Genomic DNA, 19,496 nt, shown 5'->3' with positions numbered 1-19,496 from the left:
GCTGCGCGCTCACAGGTTGTACTGCTTGCGCTTGCGATACAGGGTCGAGGCGTCGATGCCCAGGGTTTTCGCCGCCTGATCGAGGGTGCCGGCGGTGGCGAGCACGGCGCCGATGTGGGCTTTTTCCAACTCGTCCAGGCTGAGCGCGGCACCGACTCGGGGCGCGTTGTTGGCCGGTTGCTCGGCCATGCCCAGGTGACTGATTTCCACCCGTTCCTGCGGGCAGATGATGCTCGCCCGTTCGACCACGTTACGCAGCTCACGAATGTTGCCCGGCCAGCGATAACCGAGCAGTGCCTCGCGAGCCTCGTCGCTGAAACCGCGCGCCGGCCGCGCATATTCTTTGACGAAGCGGGCAAGGAAGCGGTCGGCCAGGGTCAGGATGTCTTCGGCGCGCTCGCGCAATGGCGGCAAGTGCAGGGTGATGACGTTCAGGCGATAGAGCAGGTCTTCACGGAAACGACCGTCACGCACCATGTCTTCAAGGTTGAGGTTGGTCGCAGCGAGAATGCGCACATCAGCGCGGCGGGTGACCGGATCGCCTACCCGCTCGTATTCCTTGTCCTGAATGAAACGCAGCAACTTGGGTTGCAATGTCAGGGGAAAATCGCCGATCTCGTCGAGAAACAGCGTACCGCCATCCGCCTGGTTGACTCGGCCCAGCGTGCTTTCACTGGCGCCGGTAAACGCACCGCGACTGTGACCGAACAATTCGCTTTCCATCAGCTCGGCAGTCAGTGACGGGCAGTTGATCGTCACGCAGGATTTCTTCTCGCGCTTGCTCCAGCCGTGAATGGCACGGGCCAGCTCTCCTTTACCAGTGCCGGACTCGCCGAGAATAAGAATGTTGGCGTCAGTACTCGCCACCTGGCGGGCCGTCTCCAGCACGACTTTCATCGCCGGGCTGTGGGAATCGAGGCCATCCTTGGGCTTGCGGATCTCGCCTTCCAGCGCCTCAAGGCGTGCCGAAAGCTGACGTACTTCCAGTTGCTTGGCGGTGGCCAGGCGCAGTTGATCAGGGCTGCAAGGTTTGACCAGATAGTCGGCGGCGCCCGCCTGAATGGCGTCGACTGCGGTATCAACAGCCGAATGCGCGGTGACAATCACTACGCGCATCCACGGCGCTTGAATGCGCATTTGCGCCAATACATCGAGGCCGTTGTCTTCGCCCAGACGCAGATCAAGGAAGCACAGGTCGAAGACCTGACGTTGCAGCAGGGCGTCGGCCTGAGCCGCGCTGTTGGCAGTGGCCACCGTATAGCCTTCGTCTTCGAGGCAATAACGGAAGGTTCGCAGGATGGCGGATTCATCGTCCACCAGCAGAATGCGGCCTTGATGCTCAGTGGCAGATTCCATTTTTCCTACGCTCCATAAAGATTGGTCTTGGGTTAGTCCCGGAAAAATCGGGCAAGTTGCATGGTTGATTCTGAACGATGCCAGCCATAGGAGGGTAGCTCTCTCCTGCCTTTACGGCTAATCCGTTGATTTTGTTGATTTTTTAAACAATTGACGATTTGCGGGCGTTTCCCCACTTACTTTTCTGACATCCGCGCCCTGCTCTCAATTCCCTAAGAATGAATTCTCCTACGAAATAATCGTGCAATCCGCACGACCACGATGGACCCATCGTGCAGGATGCGTCGCGATCAATTTTTACATCACTTATAAGCCATTGATTTATATAGATATTTTTTAAATAAAAAACTGGCATGCAGGCTGCAATACCTCATTCAGCCCGGGCAGATCAGCACTGCCCCAACCGAATAAGAGTGAGGAACCCAGGATGACTCGCCCAAGTGCCGCCCAAATGCGTATCTCGCCAATGCACCTTCAGCAAGGTCTGTTTGGCGTACTGGCGCTGTTGATCACCCTGATCGTGTGCCAGCAATACCTGAGCTGGGAAAACAGCCAGAAGCCTGAGCCGCTGATCTCGATCCAGCACAGCACGCAGAAGCACTTCAGCGCCGTCAGCAGCAGCCAGGCGGAAAGCGCCTCGATGCGCATGATGGACGTCGATCAGGCGCAACCTCTGGACGAAATGCCACGGGAAGAGCGCTGGGTCTTCTGATGGATTTAACGGATTCGGGCGCGATGCGCCGGAACACGCAACACCCCTAAATAGAGAAGTAAGGAGAATCACCATGTTGAGCTGGGCAATTACATTCTTGATCATTGCCATCATCGCTGCAGTACTGGGCTTCGGTGGTATCGCGGGCACCGCCACGGGTATCGCCAAGATTCTCTTTGTCGTGTTCCTGGTGATGTTCATCGCATCCTTCTTCTTTGGCCGTCGCGGCCGAGGTTAACGATGAGTGCTTTAAAGACACTGGCAGCCGCCCTGCTTCTGGGCGGTAGTGCCATGGCGATAGCGGCCAATGACGGCCAGACGCGGGTCAACGAACTGTTGAGTTCCGACCCGCAGTACAGGGAAACCTGGGAAGGCGTGGTGAAGAAGGAAGAACGCTTGCCGGAATGGGTGATGAACCTCTCCGGGACGCCTGACCAACAGATGAATGCCGTGACCGAAGATGGCGACAAGTATCTGGTGGGACCGCTCTGCGAGTCGCAGGACAAGTGCCTCAATCACCGCTTGATCGTCGCGTTCAGTTTCGACAAGAAAGACGCTTACGCCATGCTCGTCGATGTGCCCGAAGGACTGCCGGCCGACAAGTCGCCGACGCGACATGCCACGTACCGCTTCCTCGGCAAACCCGATCAGGGCATGCAGGATCTTCTGATGGAAACCCTGAAGAAAGATCCGAATTGGTATTGATTCGAACATAAGAGCAGCCCCCCGCTGCTCTTTATTGCGCCCACCCGAGGAAGGCCGGCGCATGACCAGGGGGCCGGGATGTTCTGACTGTTGCAGGGTCGGAGTGACCTACGGGTACAGGGAGTGCCTGCGAAAGGGCCGGGTCAGGGTAAAAGCTGCGTCGCAGGTTCGCCGACCCTCAGCGGTTCGACGGACTTGCGCTGAGCTTTGCTCAACGTCAAAACATTGATCCAGAGCGCTCCGCTCCTCTTTTTATCGCTCACACTGCGCGCGAAAACATTTCGCGGTGTTTCCGGGCGACCGTATATCGAGAAAGAGACCTTTTAAACAGTAGGACTTCTAGTCTTCCTGCGTAGGCTTTTTCCTCAAATTTACGTCGATTTTTTTCGTTCAAAAAATAACCAACCTACGCTGTAATGGCCGGTTCACGGCACTTATGCCGGCTGAAATGTCGCAATCGAACCGGTTGGGACGCCAGTTTCAATTAAAAAAGCTCATGCCGATTCGGCATAGGGTAGGCGTTTACGGCATTAGACGGCGCAACCTTGCATCGGAATAGTTGCGCCTTTTTTCGCCTGCCGGAGAGCCGTAAACACGCGCTTCGGGGCACCTTATACGGAGGCAGATGCACAAACTTTTCCGCTAAAGAGCGTTCCAGTTCCTGCATGTGCCTGAGTCAAACGCAAGTAAGGGTAAAGATAATGAAGAAGGCAAAGCTTAGCCTCGCCTGGCAGATCCTCATCGGTCTGGTATTGGGGATTGCAATTGGTGCGTTGCTCAACCATTTCAGTGCCGAGAAGGCCTGGTGGATCAGCAACGTCCTGCAACCGGCAGGCGATATCTTTATCCGTCTGATCAAAATGATCGTGATCCCGATCGTCATCTCTTCCCTGATCGTCGGCATTGCCGGCGTGGGCGACGCCAAGAAGCTGGGGCGTATCGGCCTGAAGACGATCATCTATTTCGAAATCGTCACCACCATCGCCATCGTCGTCGGCCTGCTGCTGGCCAACCTGTTCCACCCGGGTGCCGGCATCGACATGAGCACCCTGGGCACCGTGGACATCTCCAAGTACCAGGCGACCGCCGCCGAAGTGCAGCATGAACACGCGTTCATCGAGACCATCCTCAACCTGATCCCGTCGAACATCTTCGCGGCCATGGCTCGCGGCGAAATGCTGCCGATCATCTTCTTCTCCGTGCTGTTCGGCCTCGGTCTGTCGAGCCTGCAGTCGGACCTGCGCGAGCCGCTGGTGAAGATGTTCCAGGGCGTCTCGGAAAGCATGTTCAAAGTCACCCACATGATCATGAACTACGCCCCTATCGGTGTATTCGCCCTGATCGCGGTGACCGTCGCCAACTTCGGCTTCGCTTCCCTGCTGCCGCTGGCAAAACTGGTGATCCTGGTTTACTTCGCCATCGCCTTCTTCGCCTTCGTGGTACTGGGTCTGATCGCCAAGATGTTCGGCTTCTCGGTGTTCAAACTGATGCGCATCTTCAAGGATGAGCTGGTACTGGCCTACTCCACCGCCTCGTCCGAAACCGTGCTGCCGCGCGTGATCGAGAAGATGGAAGCCTACGGCGCACCGAAAGCCATCTGCAGCTTCGTGGTGCCGACCGGTTACTCGTTCAACCTCGACGGTTCGACCCTGTACCAGTCCATCGCCGCCATCTTCATCGCTCAGCTGTACGGCATCGACCTGTCGATCAGCCAGCAACTGCTGCTGGTGCTGACCCTGATGGTCACCTCCAAAGGCATCGCCGGCGTACCGGGCGTGTCCTTCGTGGTGCTGCTGGCCACTCTGGGCAGCGTCGGCATTCCGCTGGAAGGCCTGGCCTTCATCGCCGGTGTCGACCGCGTCATGGACATGGCGCGTACCGCGCTGAACGTGATCGGCAACGCTCTGGCAGTGCTGGTTATCGCGCGCTGGGAAGGCATGTACGACGACGCCAAGGGCCAGCGCTACTGGAACTCACTGCCGCACTGGCGCAGCAAGGAAAAACTGCCGGCCGGTGACGTTTCCAACAACTGATCCCCGCCCGCAAGGCACCCTGATAAACCCCGGAGAAATCCGGGGTTTGTCGTTTCTGGCGACCCCGCTATCATTCGCCGCATCTTCCGGGGGATTTGACTGATGCTTAATGGCCTGTGGCTTGGCTTCTTCATCGTGGCAGCCGTGTCGGCGCTGGCGCAGTGGCTGATCGGTGGCAACGCCGGGATTTTCGCGGCGATGGTGGAAAGCATTTTTGCCATGGCCAAGCTCTCGGTCGAAGTCATGGTGCTGTTGTTCGGCACCCTCACCCTGTGGCTGGGCTTCCTGCGCATTGCCGAGAAGGCCGGCATTGTCGAATGGCTGGCCAAGGTACTCGGCCCGCTGTTCCTGCGGCTGATGCCGGAAGTCCCGCCCGGTCACCCTGCCCTCGGCCTGATCACCCTGAACTTCGCCGCCAACGGCCTCGGCCTGGACAACGCCGCCACGCCCATCGGCCTGAAAGCCATGAAAGCGCTGCAGGAGCTCAACCCCAGCGCCACGGTCGCCAGCAACGCACAAATCCTTTTCCTGGTGCTCAACGCCTCGTCGCTGACCCTGCTGCCGGTGACGATCTTCATGTACCGCGCCCAGCAAGGCGCGCCGGACCCGACGCTGGTGTTCCTGCCGATTCTGCTGGCGACCAGTTGCTCGACCATCGTCGGCTTCCTCTCGGTGGCGTTCATGCAGCGCCTGCGCATCTGGGATCCGGTGGTGCTGGCGTATCTGATTCCCGGCGCCCTCGCCCTCGGCGCTTTCATGGCGTTGCTGGGCACGCTGTCGGCCACCGCGCTGGCGGGATTATCGTCGATCCTCGGCAATCTCACGCTGTTCGGCTTGATCATGCTGTTTCTGATCATCGGCGCGCTACGCAAGGTAAAAGTGTACGAAGCGTTCGTCGAAGGCGCCAAGGAAGGCTTCGATGTGGCGAAAAACCTGCTGCCGTACCTGGTGGCGATGCTGTGTGCGGTCGGCGTGCTGCGCGCCTCAGGGGCACTGGACTTCGGTCTGGACGGCATTCGTCACCTGGTCGAGTGGGCAGGTTGGGACACGCGGTTCGTCGACGCGTTGCCGACGGCGATGGTCAAACCGTTCTCCGGCAGCGCAGCGCGGGCGATGTTGATTGAAACCATGAAGACCTCAGGCGTCGACAGCTTCCCGGCGCTGGTCGCGGCGACGGTGCAAGGCAGTACCGAGACGACGTTCTATGTGCTCGCGGTGTATTTTGGCGCGGTGGGCATTCAGCGCGCCCGGCATGCCGTGGGCTGTGCGCTGTTGGCGGAACTGGCCGGGGTCTTGGGTGCTATCGGCGTGTGTTACTGGTTCTTCGGCTAAACACAAAATCAAGCTGTAGGAGTGAGCCTGCTCGCGATAGCGGTCTATCAGCCACTATCATCGGTGACTGTCACCCAGCTATCGCGAGCAGGCTCACTACTACAGGGATTGTGGTGAATCAGGGGTTCTGTGGCGCGAGTTTCTGGCCTTGATCGACGGCCCATGCGACAACTTTCGCAGTCAGCCGATCACTGGCCTGACCAAATCCTGCAACCACCGCCGGAACCTGCACATCGCTTAACGGCTGACGCTCTTCAAAGCGTCGACTGGCGAGAATCCGCTGGTCGTAGCCGCGCACAATCAACGCGTCCAGTCGCACCACGACACTGGCCTGCGTGCCCTGATACTCCGTCTGAAACGCCTGCAAATTCCCGCCCAGCTCAAGATCCGCGGCAAAGTTGCTGTCATCGGTACTCAGCAGCGTCACTCGACCGTCCCGGGCAAAGCCGTCGAGCAAGCGGTTGCGCAGCAGCACCGGCGCCGGATCGCTCCAGCGTGAGGCCTTGTAGCTGCTGATCACATCGCCTTGCGGAATGACAGCGATATTCGGCCGGTTCAACGCTTCACTGGCCTGTAATTTATTCAACCGCAGCGACCAGTGCTGAGCCGCCGCCGAGCCGGCCGAGGCAGGCGCCTGAGTGATCGGCAGACGATAGACATCGGCCGGTTCCGACTTGGGCAGAATCGAACACGAACTGATCAACACAAAACCGGCGAGGAGGGCGAGGCGAGTCAGCTTCATGGCGTGAACTCCTTGTTCTTGTCACTGCCCAGCAGGTAACCGCTGGGGTTGGCCTCCAGACGTTGGGAAATGGCGCGCAACGAGGTCAGGGTTTCGCGCAATTCGCGAATCGCCGGGGCCAGACCGTTGAGACCCTGCATGCCGTTGTCGAGGGAATTCTGATTCTTGCTCAGCAAGGCATTGATCGTGGCGCTGCTCTGTTCCAGCGACTTCATCGCCTGCCCGGCGCTGCCCAGCGCTTGTTTGCCCTGATCGTTGAGCAGGCCGTTGGCATTACGCATCAATGCCGAGGTCTGTTCGAGCATACTCCCGGCCTGTTTGCCGACACTCGCCAGTTGCTGCATGGCTTGCTTGATGTCGCCGCGTTGATCGTTGATGGTACCGGTAGTTTGTTCCAGGTGAGCGAGGGTCTTGCTTACACGTTCGACGTTTTCGGCGGAGAACATCTGATTGGCGTTGCCCAGCAAAGAGCTGATCCCGCTCATCAAGTCGTTGCTGTCATTGAGCAGCCGCGAAATGGGCGAGGGCGAGGCGACGATGATCGGCAGCTTGCCGTCGTGCCCTTTGAGTTGCGGGCTGTCAGGCGTGCCGCCGCTGAGCTGGATGATCGACGTTCCGGTGATCCCGGCCAGCGCCAGTTTGGCCTGGGTGTCTTCCTTGACCGGCGTGTCGCCACCCAGCCGAATTCGCGCCAGCACCCGGCGGGGATCTTTAGGGTCGAGGCGCAGACTGACCACGTCGCCGACCTTGATGCCGCTGTACTGCACCGGGCTGCCCTTGGACAGACCACTGACCGCCTCGTTGAAGACGATTTCGTAATCCTTGAACTCGGTGTCGACGCTCGACTTGGCCAGCCACAGGCCGAAGAGCAGGGCGCCTGCCACGACAATCACTGAGAACAGGCCGATCAACACATGATGGGCTCGGGTTTCCATGTCAGACCTCGTTGAGCAATTTGGCGGCGTCCAGCGCCGAGCGGCCGCGCGGACCGTGGAAGTATTCGTGAATCCACGCGTCATCCGTTTCCGAAACGACGTCGATGGGGCCGGCGACCAGCACTTTTTTCTGCGCCAGCACCGCCACGCGGTCGGTGATGGTGTAGAGCGTGTCGAGGTCGTGGGTGACCAGAAACACGCTCAGGCCCAAGGCATCGCGCAGGGTCAGGATCAGTTGGTCGAACTGCGCCGCGCCAATCGGATCGAGGCCGGCGGTGGGCTCATCGAGAAACAGAATGTCCGGATCCAGCGCCAGCGCCCGCGCCAACGCCGCACGCTTGATCATGCCGCCGGACAGCGAGGCCGGGTACTTGTCCGCCGCCGACAGCGGCAGCCCGGCCAGCGCCAGTTTGACTGCCGCCAGGTGTTCGGCGTCCTCGCGGCTAAGGCCGGCGTGTTCGATGAGGGGCAGGGCGACGTTCTCGGTGACGGTCAGCGAAGAGAACAACGCGCCTTTCTGGAACAGCACGCCGAAGCGCCGTTCGACCAGCGAACGCTCGTGCTCGGACAGGCTCGGCAGGTTCTGCCCGAAGACTTTGACCACGCCCTCACTGGGACGGCGCAGGCCGACGATGCTGCGCAGCAACACCGACTTGCCGCTGCCGGAGCCCCCGACCACGGCGAGAATCTCGCCTTTGTACAAATCCAGATCCAGATTCTCGTGCACGCTCTGGCTGCCAAAGCGATTGCACAGGCCACGGACTTCAATCACCGCCTCCGAGGGCGCGCGAGGTAGACGACTCACCAGCCCATCTCCATGAAGAACAGCGCGGCCACCGCGTCGAGCACGATCACCACGAAAATCGACTGCACCACCGCCGAGGTAGTGTGGGCGCCGACCGATTCGGCGCTGCCGCTGACCTTGAAGCCTTCCAGACAGCCAATCGTCGCGATGAGGAAAGCGAAGACCGGCGCCTTCACCAGGCCCACCAGAAAATGCTGAATGCCGATGTCGGCTTGCAGCACCGAGAGGAACATCGCCGGCGAAATCCCCAGCGACACCGCGCAGACCACGCCGCCGCCAATGATCCCGCAGAGCATCGCCAGAAACGTCAGCATTGGCAGCGCCACCAGCATCGCCAGCACCCGAGGTACCACCAGCAACTCGACGGGGTCGAGGCCCAGTGTACGAATCGCGTCGATTTCTTCGTTGGCCTTCATCGAGCCGATCTGCGCGGTGAAGGCACTGGCGGTACGCCCGGCCATCAGGATCGCGGTCAGCAGCACGCCAAACTCCCGCAAAAACGAGAATCCCACCAGGTCCACGGTGAAAATCGTCGCGCCGAAACTGGCGAGCACGGTGGCGCCGAGAAACGCCACCACGGCGCCGACCAGAAAGGTCAGCAACGCCACAATCGGTGCGGCATCGAGGCCGGTCTGTTCGATGTGGGCAATCATCGGCGTGAGCCGCCAGCGCTTGGGCCGGAACAAGCCACGGGCGATGGTTTCGAGGATCAAACCGATGAAACCCAGCACCTGCAGGGTGTCTTGCCAGACCGTATCGACGGCGCGGCCGATGCGCGTCAGCAGTTGCACGCTGACGCTGACTTCCGGCTCTTTGATCGGCACGCAGAAATCAGTCATCGATTGATAGACGGTTTGCAGCAGCGCGCGGTCGGCCTGGGAAATCGTACAATCGGGGTGTTCGGCGGATTTGCCGAGGCGATCGGAACCGAGCAGCTCCACCAGCAATGACGCGCCAGCGGTGTCGAGGGCACCGAGGCTGTTGAGGTCGACGGTGGTGTTGACGTCATACTGGCCGTGGAGGTTTTCGGTCAGTTGCTTGAGTTCGGCGTAATGGGCGAGCGTCCAGTCCCCGCTGACCCGCAGGCGGGCAGGGGTGATCGAGGTGTCCAGTCGGGCACTGCCGGTGATCGAGCTGCTGGTCATAAGCTCCGTGCTTGTTCGGCTATATCGCGAACCTACGTAATAGCACGAACCCGCTTACTTTTCTTTGATCGCTGTGCTGTCCGGAACTTCGAAACGCAGCACGCCGATCACCTGGCCATCCTCGGTCAGCACCCGTACCTGCCATTTGCCCGCCGGGTTGGCGGGGAAGTTCTGCTTGTGCGTCCACGCCCGGTAGCCTTCCTTGCGTCCGCCGTGGATGTCGAGCGCGATGCGGTCGACCTCTTTGCCGTTGAACTGCCAGACGTGATAAATCCGCTCATCGAGGCCGCGCGGCGCATTGATCGCGGTGTAGGCGTAGAGCCCGCCGTTGCGGATCTGCTCGGCGCTGACCGTATCGAGGCTGGCGCCGGGGGTGCGGTCCTGCATTTGCGTACTGATCGCCACGTCGGTCATCCACAACGTCGCCGGCGGGACCCACGAACGCAACGCCCAACCGACGCCACCGATGCCGACAGTGATGCACAGAATCGCCAGTGCATTGCGCAGCGTGCGAATCGGGAAGATCGACGCCAGGCTCGGGAACGACAACAACACGGCGATGCCCAGCGCCCACTTGAAGCTCTGCGAGGTGGTCAGGTGCATGATCACCGGCAGCGCGGTGAGCAGAGCGGCGAACAGGGTCAGGGTGTGCAGCGCGAGAAACGCCCAGCGCCGGGGCGCCAGCCATTTGTAATAGAGCGGATCGACGATCGAGATCAGGGCGGCGACGCTGAGCAGGCCGGTGAAAATCAACTGGCCGCTGTTCCACGTCGTGGTGATGAAGAAGAACGGCAGGACGAAAAACAGGCTTTCCTGGTGGATCATCTGCGTCGCGTAACGCAGCAGCGGCTGGGGGATTTCCCTTTTGAACACGCGGGTGAACAGGCCGGTCAGGGTGTTTTCCAGCATCAGCCAGATCCAGCTGAGCAGCATGATGATGGTGATCCAGCTCGCCAGACCTTGCTGGCGGTCGACCAAAATGAAACTGCCGACCCCGGAGATGAAACCGCCAAGCGCAATGACCCCGGGATAGCGCTTCATCAGTTCGAGAATGCGCTGGATCAGGAGCTGTATTTTCGGCATTTGGGCGGTTCACAACGCTGTAGGAAAAAACCCCGAAAGGTTAACGCCGCCGGGCCCCTGTGGCGAGGGGATTTATCCCCGTTGGGCTGCGAAGCAGCCAAACCCGGCAACTCGATTCATCCAGACAAAACGTATTCGCAGGATTTACGACGGCTGCGCCGCCGAACGGGGCGGTGCGACGTTTCGCTAAATCCCCTCGCCACAAGATCTCACTCACCACCGACTATTGTGGTCACTCTCGGGATTTGTGTTTACGACGTTGATGCACACGCCAGCCAATCAGCGCCAGCAACACCACACCCAGCCCACCCGCACTCAGCCACAACACCTGATCATCACTGATCAACGGTTTCTCGATCCGCAGATACCCCGGTTGCAGCAGCAACTCGCGCATGGCCTTGTTCGCCGTCTCCAGCGTCACGCCTTGCAGCTCCCGCGCCGGATTGGCAAAGCGACCATCCTCGTAATCGCCCAGCGCACTCCAGTAATAATCGGCCAGCGCGCTGTTGCCTTGCACGGCCCAGGCCTGATGGGCGATGGCAGCCTGTTTGATGCGAGCGAAGGTCTCGGCGTCGAGGCCGTTTTTCAGCAGGTCGGCCTTGAGGTCTTCCAGCACTTGAATGGCTTCGTCGACGTCATCGCGATCCAGGTCGGCATTCAGACTCATGAAACCGACCCCGCCAAACACTTCACGCTCGGCCCACGGCCCGTAGGACAAGCCGTGGTTCAGGCGGATCTGCCGGTACAACGCCCAGTCGAGGTAGTCCTTGAGGATGTCGAAGGTCTCGTCGTACTGATCATCCAGTACCGGTTCCGGCACCAGCCAGTGCAACTTGGCGCTGTCGCCGATAAAACCGCGGGTGAGGGTGCGCTCATGGGCGGCACTGGTGCGAATGTCCGGCAGCGGTCGGTGTTCGCTCGGATCAACCGCTTCGAGCGCGCCCCACGTGCGTTCCAGATAGGCCGGCAGCAGTTTGTCCAGCTCACCGACAACGATCAGGGTCATGTTGTTCGGCGCGTACCAGGCCTTGCGCACCTTCTCCAGTTGCGCCTGGGTCAGAGGGCCGACCTCGGCGCGCTGCGGGCATTTCAGGCCCAGCTCGACGGCGAGTTGATTACTCGCCGTGTGACCGAGGTCCTGGCGGTCGAGAAAGCGCTGCAAACGCGTGTAGTGGCCGCCGTCCTCACGCTCGACCACACGTTTGGCGGCGTTGATCGCGTTGTCGTCGATGCGCGTTTGCGTCAGCAGGTCGAGCAGCAAGTCGAGGACCTTGCGCTGGTTTTTCGCCGGCGCCTCGATGACGAACGTGGTGTCGGCGTTGCTGGTGAAGGCGTTCCAGTCACCGCCCAATGCCTGCATGCGCTCTTCAAGACCCCCTTCGCCAGTGGCGTCGATGCCGCTGAACAGCAGATGCTCCAGCAGGTGCGGCAGCTCTTTTTCGTCGCAGTCAAAATCGTCGAGGCCAACGCCGACCACCAGCCGGATCGCCACATGCCCACGCTCGGTGCCGGGTTTGAGCAGCAACTGCAAACCGTTGGGCAGCGCATAACCTTCGACCTGGAAACGATCCAGCGCGAAGGCGGGCAGGGAACCGAGCAACAGACAGGCGAACAACAGGCAACGCATAACAGGCTTCCATACGGCTGAATTGGAGATCCGTGTCGTCAGTCAGGGGTCCCATCGCGAGCAGGCTCACTCCTACATTTGGAATGCGTCCCCCTGTAGGAGTGAGCCTGCTCGCGATAGCGGCCTGAAAGGTGAATCAATGTAACTGACTAAACCGAGCCGCAGACGTTCAAGGCGAATGCGTGATGTCGGCAATATCATCCGCCGCCAGCGCGCCGGTGTCCGTGGTTTCCAGCACCACGTACGCGCTGCTGCAAAACAGCGAGTTCAGCCGCTTCATGTCCGCAATCAACTCCAGGTGCAGCGAACTGGTCTCGATACTCTGCACGATCTTACGTTGCAAACGGCTGACGTGCGCATGGGCCAAACGGCGTTCCTGTGCGCGAAAGCGACGTTTTTCACGGAGCAATTGCCGGGCGCTTTCCTTATCGCCGCTGAGAAACACCGACAGCCCCAGGCGCAAATTGGCGATCAGTTGCTGATGCAACCCGGCCAGTTCTTCCAGGCCATCCTCGGAAAACGATCGGCGCTGGGAGGTCTTCTGCTGCTGGATCTTGCGCAGCATGCGTTCGATCAGATCGCTGGCCAGTTTCAGGTTGATCGCCAGTTCGATGATCTCGGCCCAGCGCCGACTGTCCTGCTCGCCGAGGTCTTCGCGGGGCATTTGCGCCAGATACAGCTTGATTGCGCTGTACAGCGATTCGATGTCATCGGTCAGCCGGCGCATTTCCTGGGTAACGGCGGTCTGCTTGCCGCGCAGCACGTCGAGGGTGGCGTCGAGCATGTTGTCGAGCAGGTCGCCCATGCGCAGGGTTTCCCGTGCGGCGTTGGCCAGTGCCAGGCTCGGCGTGACCAACGCGGTCGCATCGAGGTGACGCGGTTTGGCGGTGCCGTTGACCTCCGGCCGCTCTGGCAGCAACCACGCACACAGTCGCGCCATCGGCGCCACCGAAGGCAACAGAATCAGGCAGCGTGCGGTGTTGTAGAGCAGGTGAAAGCCGATGACCATTTCCTGGGGGCTGAAGTCGAGGCTGTCGATCCAGTGCACCAGCGGGTCTAGTACCGGAATGATCAGCAGCAGGCCAATCAGTTTGTACAACAGGCTGCCCAGCGCCACTTGCCGGCCGGCGGCGTTCTGCATGCTGGTGCTCATGAACGCCAGCACGCCGCTGCCGATGTTGGCGCCGATCACCAGCCCGATCGCCACCGGCAGGCTGATTACACTGGCCCCGGCCAGCGTCGCGGTAAGCAACACGGCGGCGAGGCTGGAGTAGGAAATCATCGCGAACAACGCGCCGACCAGGGCGTCGAGGAGGATGTCGCCGGTCAGCGAGGCGAAAATCACTTTCACGCCCTGTGCGTGGGTGATCGGTGCAGCGGCCTCGACGATCAGTTGCAGCGCAAGAATGATCAGCCCCAGACCAATCGATACCCGGCCCATTTGCCCGAGCCGCGTCTGTTTGCGCGACAGAAAGAAAATCACCCCGAGGAAAATCAGCAGCGGCGACAGCCAAGACAAGTCAAACGTCAGCACCCGCGCCATCAGCGCCGTGCCGACATCGGCGCCGAGCATGGTTGCCAGCGCCGGGGTCAGCGCCATCAGGCCCTGGCCGACAAATGAAGTCACGAGCATGGCCGTGGCGTTGCTGCTCTGCACCATCGCCGTGACAAGGATGCCGGCGATAAAGGCGAGCCAGCGTTTGGACATGTTCTGGCCGATCACGTGGCGCAGATTGGTGCCGTAGACCCGCAGGATCCCGGTGCGAACGATGTGCGTGCCCCAGATCAGCAGGGCGACGGCGGAAAGCAGATTGAGCAGGGTGAGCATGCAGACCCCCTGTAGTTGCAGCGCCCCAGAGGGGCAAGTTGACGGTACCGCGCGGTTTCTACGTTCTGATACTTAAGCTGTAGTTGGCGAACGGTCTGGGCGCCAGCATTGCACAGCTAAAGTATCGATTGAAACAAAAGCGTCATGAAAACAGCTTCATGCAGCCATGAAAAAAGGGCCCGAAGGCCCTTTGATCGTTACGCAGCGTTCGGGTCACTGACCCGGAACATCCTTGCGCAGTTTTACCGGATCCTGCTGTTTCTTCTTGCGTGCAATCGCGCCGCGCATCTTGATGTTGATGGCTTCGACCGCCAGCGAGAAGCCCATGGCGAAGTAGACGTAGCCTTTCGGTACATGCACGTCGAAGGCTTCGGCAATCAGCACGGTGCCGACCACCAGCAGGAACGACAGTGCGAGCATTTTCAGCGACGGATGCTTGTCGATGAACTCGCTGATCTTGCCCGAGGCCAGCATCATCACCAAAACCGCGACGATGATTGCCGCGACCATCACTGGCACGTGGGAAACCATGCCCACCGCAGTGATCACCGAGTCCAGCGAGAAGACGATGTCGATGATCGCAATCTGGATGATGGTGTAGAGGAAGTTGCCGCCCTTGCCCGAAGGCGCGTCGTCGCTTTCGTCTTCGCCTTCCAGCGCGTGGTACATCTCTTGCGAGCTTTTCCACAGCAGGAACAGACCACCGAAGAACAGGATCAGGTCGCGACCGGAAATGCCTTGGCCAAAGACTTCGAAGAGGTCGGCCGTGAGGCGCATGACCCAGGTGATCGACAGCAGCAACAGGATCCGCGTGATCATGGCCAGGCCAAGACCGAAGATCCGGGTGCGCTGCTGCATGTGTTTGGGCATGCGGCTGACCAGGATCGAAATCATGATGATGTTATCGATGCCCAGAACGATTTCCAGGGCGGTCAGAGTAAAGAAGGCAACCCAGATTTCAGGGTTGGTCAGCCATTCCATGTGTATTCCTTTGAGCGAGTGTTAAACCAAGACGCCAGCAAGTAGCTGGCGTGATGGTGAGTTGATGCCGTTACAAAGTGCTGAACAGCGGGAAAGTCCCCAGCAGCAAAGCGGCCACCAGTATGCACAGGCAGACCAGCACTGCCCACTTCAGGGTGAAACGCTGGTGATCGCCGAACTCGATACCGGCCAGCGCCACCAGCAGGTACGTCGACGGCACCAGCGGGCTCAGCAGGTGGACGGGCTGACCGACGATCGAGGCACGCGCCATTTCCACCGCAGTGATGCCGTAATGGCTGGCCGCTTCGGAGAGCACCGGCAACACGCCGTAGTAGAACGCGTCGTTCGACATGAAGAACGTGAACGGCATGCTCACCAACGCCGTGATCACCGCCAGGTACGGGCCGAGGAAGTCCGGAATCACTGCCAGCAGACTTTTCGACATGGCGTCGACCATGCCGGTTCCGGACAGGATACCGGTGAAGATGCCTGCAGCGAAAATCAGACTGACCACCGACAGCACGCTGCCGGCGTGGGCCGCGACGCGATCCTTCTGCATTTGCAGGCAAGGGTAGTTGACGATCATGGCAATACTGAACGCCACCATGAACAGCACCGGCAGCGGCAACAGGCCGGCGATCAGGGTGCACATCAACACCAGGGTCAACAGACCGTTGAACCAGATCAGCTTCGGACGACGGGCGTCCGGGAATTGCGACACGCTGATTTCGCTGTGATCGATTTCGTCGCCGATCAGGTGCAGTTCACCCAGACGCGCACGCTCACGTTTGCCGTAGAAGTAGGCGATGACCAGGATCGCCACGACACCTGCCGCCATGGCCGGAATCATCGGCACGAAGATGTCCGACGGGTCCACGTGCAGTGCACTGGCGGCACGGGCGGTCGGCCCGCCCCATGGGGTCATGTTCATCACGCCACCGGCGAGAATGATCAGACCGGCCATGATTCGCGGGCTCATGCCGATGCGGCTGTACAGCGGCAGCATCGCGGCCACGCAGATCATGTAAGTGGTCGCGCCGTCACCATCGAGGGAAACGACGAGCGCCAGTACGGCGGTGCCGACCGAAACTTTCAGCGGATCGCCCTTGACCAGTTTGAGGATCTTGCGCACGGCCGGGTCGAACAGGCCGGAGTCGATCATCAACGCAAAGTACAAAATGGCGAACATCAACATCACGCCGGTCGGCGCGAGTTTGGTAATACCTTCGAGCATCATCGGGCCGATCTTCGGGGCGAAGCCACCGAACAGGGCGAACAGGATCGGGATGATGATCAGAGCGATCAGCGCGGACAGGCGCTTGGTCATGATCAGGAACATGAACGTGATGACCATGGCAAAGCCAAGGAAAGTCAGCATGGGAATACTCCAGGCGTAGCGCGGCTAGGTAAGTGAGCGGATCGGGCGGGATCAGCGCAGAACGGGAAGCACGAGGCGTACGGGCGGAGTTGCAGCGAGGAGGCGGGTTGCAGAGGACATCAGAATCACCATTGTTGTTGTTAATTGGGCCTGTCGTGCGAGCGATCACACGCGTTGGCCAACCGGTCTGTTGCCGGAAGTGGAGGCGATCCTAATCGGGGAAGCTTTCAGCTACCTTTCGCTGAGTGAAAGCGTTGAATGAATGGTCAACCGGTCGTCGGGCGCGATCCGAGTCAATATTTACGGGATGAGGAGCGGATGAAATGAGCGAATTGCACAGCGGCGGCTGCCATTGCGGACACATTCGTTATCAGTTCAGCGGTGCATTGCAGGACATCGCGCACTGCCATTGTTCGATCTGTCGCAAGGTCAGCGGCGGTATCGTCACCACATGGATCACCGTGCCGGCGGCGAATTTCCAGTGGCTGGCGGGCACACCGTCGCGCTATGACTCGTCGAGCAGTTGCGCACGGTTCTTCTGCCCGCGCTGCGGCGCGCAACTGGCGCTGATAACGTTGCTCAGCCCTGAGAGCATCGATGTGACCATTGCCACGCTCGATCAGCCAGAACAGGCGTCGGCCGAGCGGCACATCTGGACCGACAGCCAGTTGCCCTGGCTGCATCTGGACGAGCATCTGCCGGGCGAGCCCGAAGAGACTCTTTAGATCAAAAAATAGACAAATCCAGCGGCCGCATCGCGCCCATCCAGATCGCGTGCTCGGTGTGGTCGAGCAAGTCATCGCCCGTGTCCGGGTGCAGAAACACTACCAGGCCGTTGCGATTGAGCGCCAGCCACGGCAACACGTCGCCGATCAGCTCCGGGCCGAAGGCCAATTGGCAGCTCCAGTCCGGGTGCGGGCCGACCGGGCGCTCATGAACGCGGCCCATCTTCAACGGAAACAATTGTGCGGCCTGCTCACACAAGGCCCGCGCCTGTTCAATGGTGCCGGCATCGAAATAAACGTGGGCGTGATAGCCCTTGATCGCTTGCATCTGAAAGCCTCGAAAATCGGTTCGAACCCTCGGCGTTGCCCGTATGTCACACGCCATACAAGGGAAAACAAAAGGGCTCAGCCATGAAAAATGCCGAAACCCCGGCGGTAAAAGTGGTGCTCTATGGTGCCATGAGTAGCCTGGGCAGCGCGTTGATGGCTGAACTGTTGCGCCGTCAGCACGAAGTGATCGCGATACTGGATGATTTGAATGTGCTCGCCCCGCGTCCGGGCCTGCGCACCAAAAGCGGCGACCTGTTCGACTCCGAGCGGGTCAATCAAAGCGTAGCCGGCAGTTCGGCGGTGATCTGCCTGCTCGACGCGCCGGGCTTGCCCTTCAGCAGCGATCATGTCGAACGTTCGGTGTTGCTCGGGCCGGTCGAGCAGGTGCTGGCGGTCGATTCATTGGTCGATGGTCTGCAGGCAGCCAACGTCTCGCGGTTGTTTCTGGTCGGTGATTTTGCCGTGCTCGACGAGCCGGATGTGGAAGATCGCCTGCAACGCCACGCCGCCGAGGAAATTCGCGAAGCCCTGCAAAGCAGTCCGTTGCACTGGACGCTGGTCAACGCACCGCGCGGGGTTGCCGGTTTGACCATTGAACATTTCAGCCAGGTCGGCAACACGCTCGAACCGGGTCTGGCCGAACCGCTGGAGCGCTTGAATCGCGTGGCGGTGGGGATTGCCGATGAGCTGCGCTTGAATCTGCATGTCGGTGAACACGTGAATTTTGTCGCCGCAGGCGACTGAGCGCTCACAGCGCAATCGATGGTAACGGCAGCCCGGCAAGGGATTCGGCGCTGCCGGCCTGTTCCGCCATCAACCAATCGACGAACTGCTGAATCAGTGCACCGCGCCGTTTGCGTTGCGGCAGCACCACGTAATAACCGAGGCGTGACAGGGTGGTTTCGGCAATGGGCCGACATAACAAACCCTGGCTCAACAAGTTATCCACAAGGTGCCGCCAGCCAATCGCCACGCCCTGACCGCCAATCGCCGCTTGAATCAACAGCGTGTAATTGTCGAAGCGCAATTGTCCCGGAGCTGGCGGGGTGGTGATGCCCAGTTCGCGGAACAAGCCGCTCCAGTCGAACCAGTTGCTGCTGTTCTCACCACGCAGATGCAGCAACGGAAACTCCAGCAAGGCCTGAGCAGGCAGGGGCGCTGAGCGATTTTTGAGCAGTTGCGGGCTGCACACCGGGAACACTTCTTCGCTGAACAGCCAATGGCTTTCGCCTTGTTTGAAACGCCCGTCGCCGAACAGGATGGCCACGTCAATGTCAGTGCGCAGCATGTTGTGATTGCGCTCACTGGTGACCAGGCTGACATCGACCTGCGGATTGGCTTCGTGAAAACGGTGCAGGCGCGGCATCAGCCAATAGGCGGCGAAGGCGAAATCGGTGGCGACTTGCAGCACTTCATGCTGCTGTTGCGCGCTGATCGCGCTCAATCCTGCGTCGATATTCTGCAAACCAAGCGTAACTTGCTCGAACAGGATGACGCCGACCTCAGTCAGCTCAATGCCCCTGTAGATGCGATCAAACAGGCGCGTGCCGAGCTGTTCCTCCAGCCGTTTGATCTGCTGACTGATCGCCGGTTGCGTGGTGCCAAGCTCCACCGCCGCCGCAGTGAAACTGCGATGGCGGGCGGCAGCCTCGAAGGCGCGAAGCAAGTCGAGCGACAGGTCACCCAGGGCTTCATACATAAGCTGTGCTTATCCTAGTCATTGTCCGGCGCGGGCTTTACCGGACACAGCATGGACTCCATGCTCGATCGCAGCAATGT

The 19,496-nt window shown here is 60.2% G+C and carries 19 protein-coding genes; 7 read left to right on the top strand and 12 right to left on the bottom strand.

Annotated features, from left to right (window positions below):
• Nucleotides 1-9: 9 nt before the first annotated feature.
• A complete protein-coding gene (algB, locus tag F2P67_RS18045) occupies nucleotides 10-1,356 on the bottom strand; it encodes a sigma-54-dependent response regulator transcription factor AlgB (protein ID WP_025112294.1) in 1,347 nt (448 codons plus the stop codon).
• A 427-nt stretch (nucleotides 1,357-1,783) separates the two neighbouring features.
• Between algB and F2P67_RS18040 the strand changes: the two genes are divergently transcribed.
• The 5 genes from F2P67_RS18040 (at nucleotide 1,784) to F2P67_RS18020 (ending at nucleotide 6,138) form a co-directional block, all read left to right on the top strand.
• Nucleotides 1,784-2,068: a hypothetical protein gene (locus F2P67_RS18040; protein WP_166222154.1), complete on the top strand. Its 285-nt coding sequence runs from the start codon at nucleotides 1,784-1,786 to the stop codon at nucleotides 2,066-2,068.
• 73 nt (nucleotides 2,069-2,141) lie between these two features.
• Entirely contained in the window at nucleotides 2,142-2,306 is a 165-nt protein-coding gene (locus F2P67_RS18035) for a DUF1328 domain-containing protein (RefSeq protein ID WP_003177151.1), read from the top strand.
• A gap of 2 nt (nucleotides 2,307-2,308) precedes the next feature.
• Entirely contained in the window at nucleotides 2,309-2,773 is a 465-nt protein-coding gene (locus F2P67_RS18030; RefSeq protein WP_166222152.1) for an inhibitor of vertebrate lysozyme family protein, read from the top strand.
• A gap of 701 nt (nucleotides 2,774-3,474) precedes the next feature.
• Nucleotides 3,475-4,806: a glutamate/aspartate:proton symporter GltP gene (gene gltP, locus F2P67_RS18025; protein WP_166222150.1), complete on the top strand. Its 1,332-nt coding sequence runs from the start codon at nucleotides 3,475-3,477 to the stop codon at nucleotides 4,804-4,806.
• Between the two features lie 102 nt (nucleotides 4,807-4,908).
• Complete coding sequence (locus F2P67_RS18020; protein ID WP_166222148.1) at nucleotides 4,909-6,138, top strand: nucleoside recognition domain-containing protein; 1,230 nt, start codon at nucleotides 4,909-4,911, stop codon at nucleotides 6,136-6,138.
• A 118-nt stretch (nucleotides 6,139-6,256) separates the two neighbouring features.
• On the opposite strand, the gene F2P67_RS18015 is transcribed toward F2P67_RS18020, so the two are convergent.
• From F2P67_RS18015 to F2P67_RS17975, 9 genes are all read right to left on the bottom strand, one after another.
• Nucleotides 6,257-6,880: an ABC-type transport auxiliary lipoprotein family protein gene (locus F2P67_RS18015; protein ID WP_166222146.1), complete on the bottom strand. Its 624-nt coding sequence runs from the start codon at nucleotides 6,878-6,880 to the stop codon at nucleotides 6,257-6,259.
• The gene (locus F2P67_RS18010; RefSeq protein WP_166222144.1) at nucleotides 6,877-7,815 is read right to left on the bottom strand and encodes an MlaD family protein; all 939 of its coding nucleotides are present in this window, start codon (nucleotides 7,813-7,815) and stop codon (nucleotides 6,877-6,879) included. Before F2P67_RS18010 ends, F2P67_RS18015 begins: the two co-directional genes overlap by 4 nt.
• A gap of 1 nt (nucleotide 7,816) precedes the next feature.
• Nucleotides 7,817-8,620, bottom strand: a complete 804-nt coding sequence (locus F2P67_RS18005) for an ATP-binding cassette domain-containing protein (RefSeq protein ID WP_166222142.1) — start codon at nucleotides 8,618-8,620, stop codon at nucleotides 7,817-7,819.
• Nucleotides 8,617-9,765, bottom strand: a complete 1,149-nt coding sequence (locus F2P67_RS18000; protein WP_166222140.1) for an ABC transporter permease — start codon at nucleotides 9,763-9,765, stop codon at nucleotides 8,617-8,619. The genes F2P67_RS18005 and F2P67_RS18000 overlap by 4 nt, the downstream gene beginning before the upstream one ends.
• Nucleotides 9,766-9,819: 54 nt before the next feature.
• The gene (locus F2P67_RS17995; protein ID WP_166222139.1) at nucleotides 9,820-10,848 is read right to left on the bottom strand and encodes a DUF5924 family protein; all 1,029 of its coding nucleotides are present in this window, start codon (nucleotides 10,846-10,848) and stop codon (nucleotides 9,820-9,822) included.
• Nucleotides 10,849-11,080: 232 nt separating this feature from the next.
• On the bottom strand, nucleotides 11,081-12,475 hold the full coding sequence (locus tag F2P67_RS17990) for a M16 family metallopeptidase (RefSeq protein WP_166222137.1): 1,395 nt from the start codon (nucleotides 12,473-12,475) through the stop codon (nucleotides 11,081-11,083).
• 169 nt (nucleotides 12,476-12,644) lie between these two features.
• Nucleotides 12,645-14,303: a Na/Pi cotransporter family protein gene (locus F2P67_RS17985; protein WP_166222135.1), complete on the bottom strand. Its 1,659-nt coding sequence runs from the start codon at nucleotides 14,301-14,303 to the stop codon at nucleotides 12,645-12,647.
• 213 nt (nucleotides 14,304-14,516) lie between these two features.
• Nucleotides 14,517-15,284 carry a TerC family protein gene (locus tag F2P67_RS17980; RefSeq protein WP_166222133.1) on the bottom strand — a complete coding sequence of 256 codons (768 nt, stop codon included), beginning with the start codon at nucleotides 15,282-15,284 and terminating at the stop codon, nucleotides 14,517-14,519.
• Nucleotides 15,285-15,354: 70 nt separating this feature from the next.
• Entirely contained in the window at nucleotides 15,355-16,662 is a 1,308-nt protein-coding gene (locus tag F2P67_RS17975) for a CitMHS family transporter (RefSeq protein ID WP_166222131.1), read from the bottom strand.
• Between the two features lie 323 nt (nucleotides 16,663-16,985).
• Here F2P67_RS17975 and F2P67_RS17970 point away from each other — a divergent pair, with 323 nt between their 5' ends.
• Nucleotides 16,986-17,387, top strand: a complete 402-nt coding sequence (locus tag F2P67_RS17970; protein WP_166222129.1) for a GFA family protein — start codon at nucleotides 16,986-16,988, stop codon at nucleotides 17,385-17,387.
• A 1-nt stretch (nucleotide 17,388) separates the two neighbouring features.
• Here the strand turns inward: F2P67_RS17970 and F2P67_RS17965 are convergent, their stop codons facing one another.
• Complete coding sequence (locus F2P67_RS17965; protein ID WP_166222127.1) at nucleotides 17,389-17,715, bottom strand: DOPA 4,5-dioxygenase family protein; 327 nt, start codon at nucleotides 17,713-17,715, stop codon at nucleotides 17,389-17,391.
• Nucleotides 17,716-17,798: 83 nt separating this feature from the next.
• Between F2P67_RS17965 and F2P67_RS17960 the strand changes: the two genes are divergently transcribed.
• Nucleotides 17,799-18,461: an NAD(P)-dependent oxidoreductase gene (locus F2P67_RS17960; protein WP_166222125.1), complete on the top strand. Its 663-nt coding sequence runs from the start codon at nucleotides 17,799-17,801 to the stop codon at nucleotides 18,459-18,461.
• A 4-nt stretch (nucleotides 18,462-18,465) separates the two neighbouring features.
• On the opposite strand, the gene F2P67_RS17955 is transcribed toward F2P67_RS17960, so the two are convergent.
• Nucleotides 18,466-19,416 (bottom strand): choline sulfate utilization transcriptional regulator, encoded by a 951-nt coding sequence (locus F2P67_RS17955; RefSeq protein WP_166222123.1) that lies wholly within the window; start codon nucleotides 19,414-19,416, stop codon nucleotides 18,466-18,468.
• Nucleotides 19,417-19,496: the final 80 nt, after the last annotated feature.

The sequence above is a fragment of the Pseudomonas atagonensis genome, assembly GCF_011369485.1.
Classification (GTDB): Bacteria; Pseudomonadota; Gammaproteobacteria; order Pseudomonadales; family Pseudomonadaceae; genus Aquipseudomonas; species Aquipseudomonas atagonensis.
This window is presented reverse-complemented; position numbering and strand designations above follow the sequence as displayed.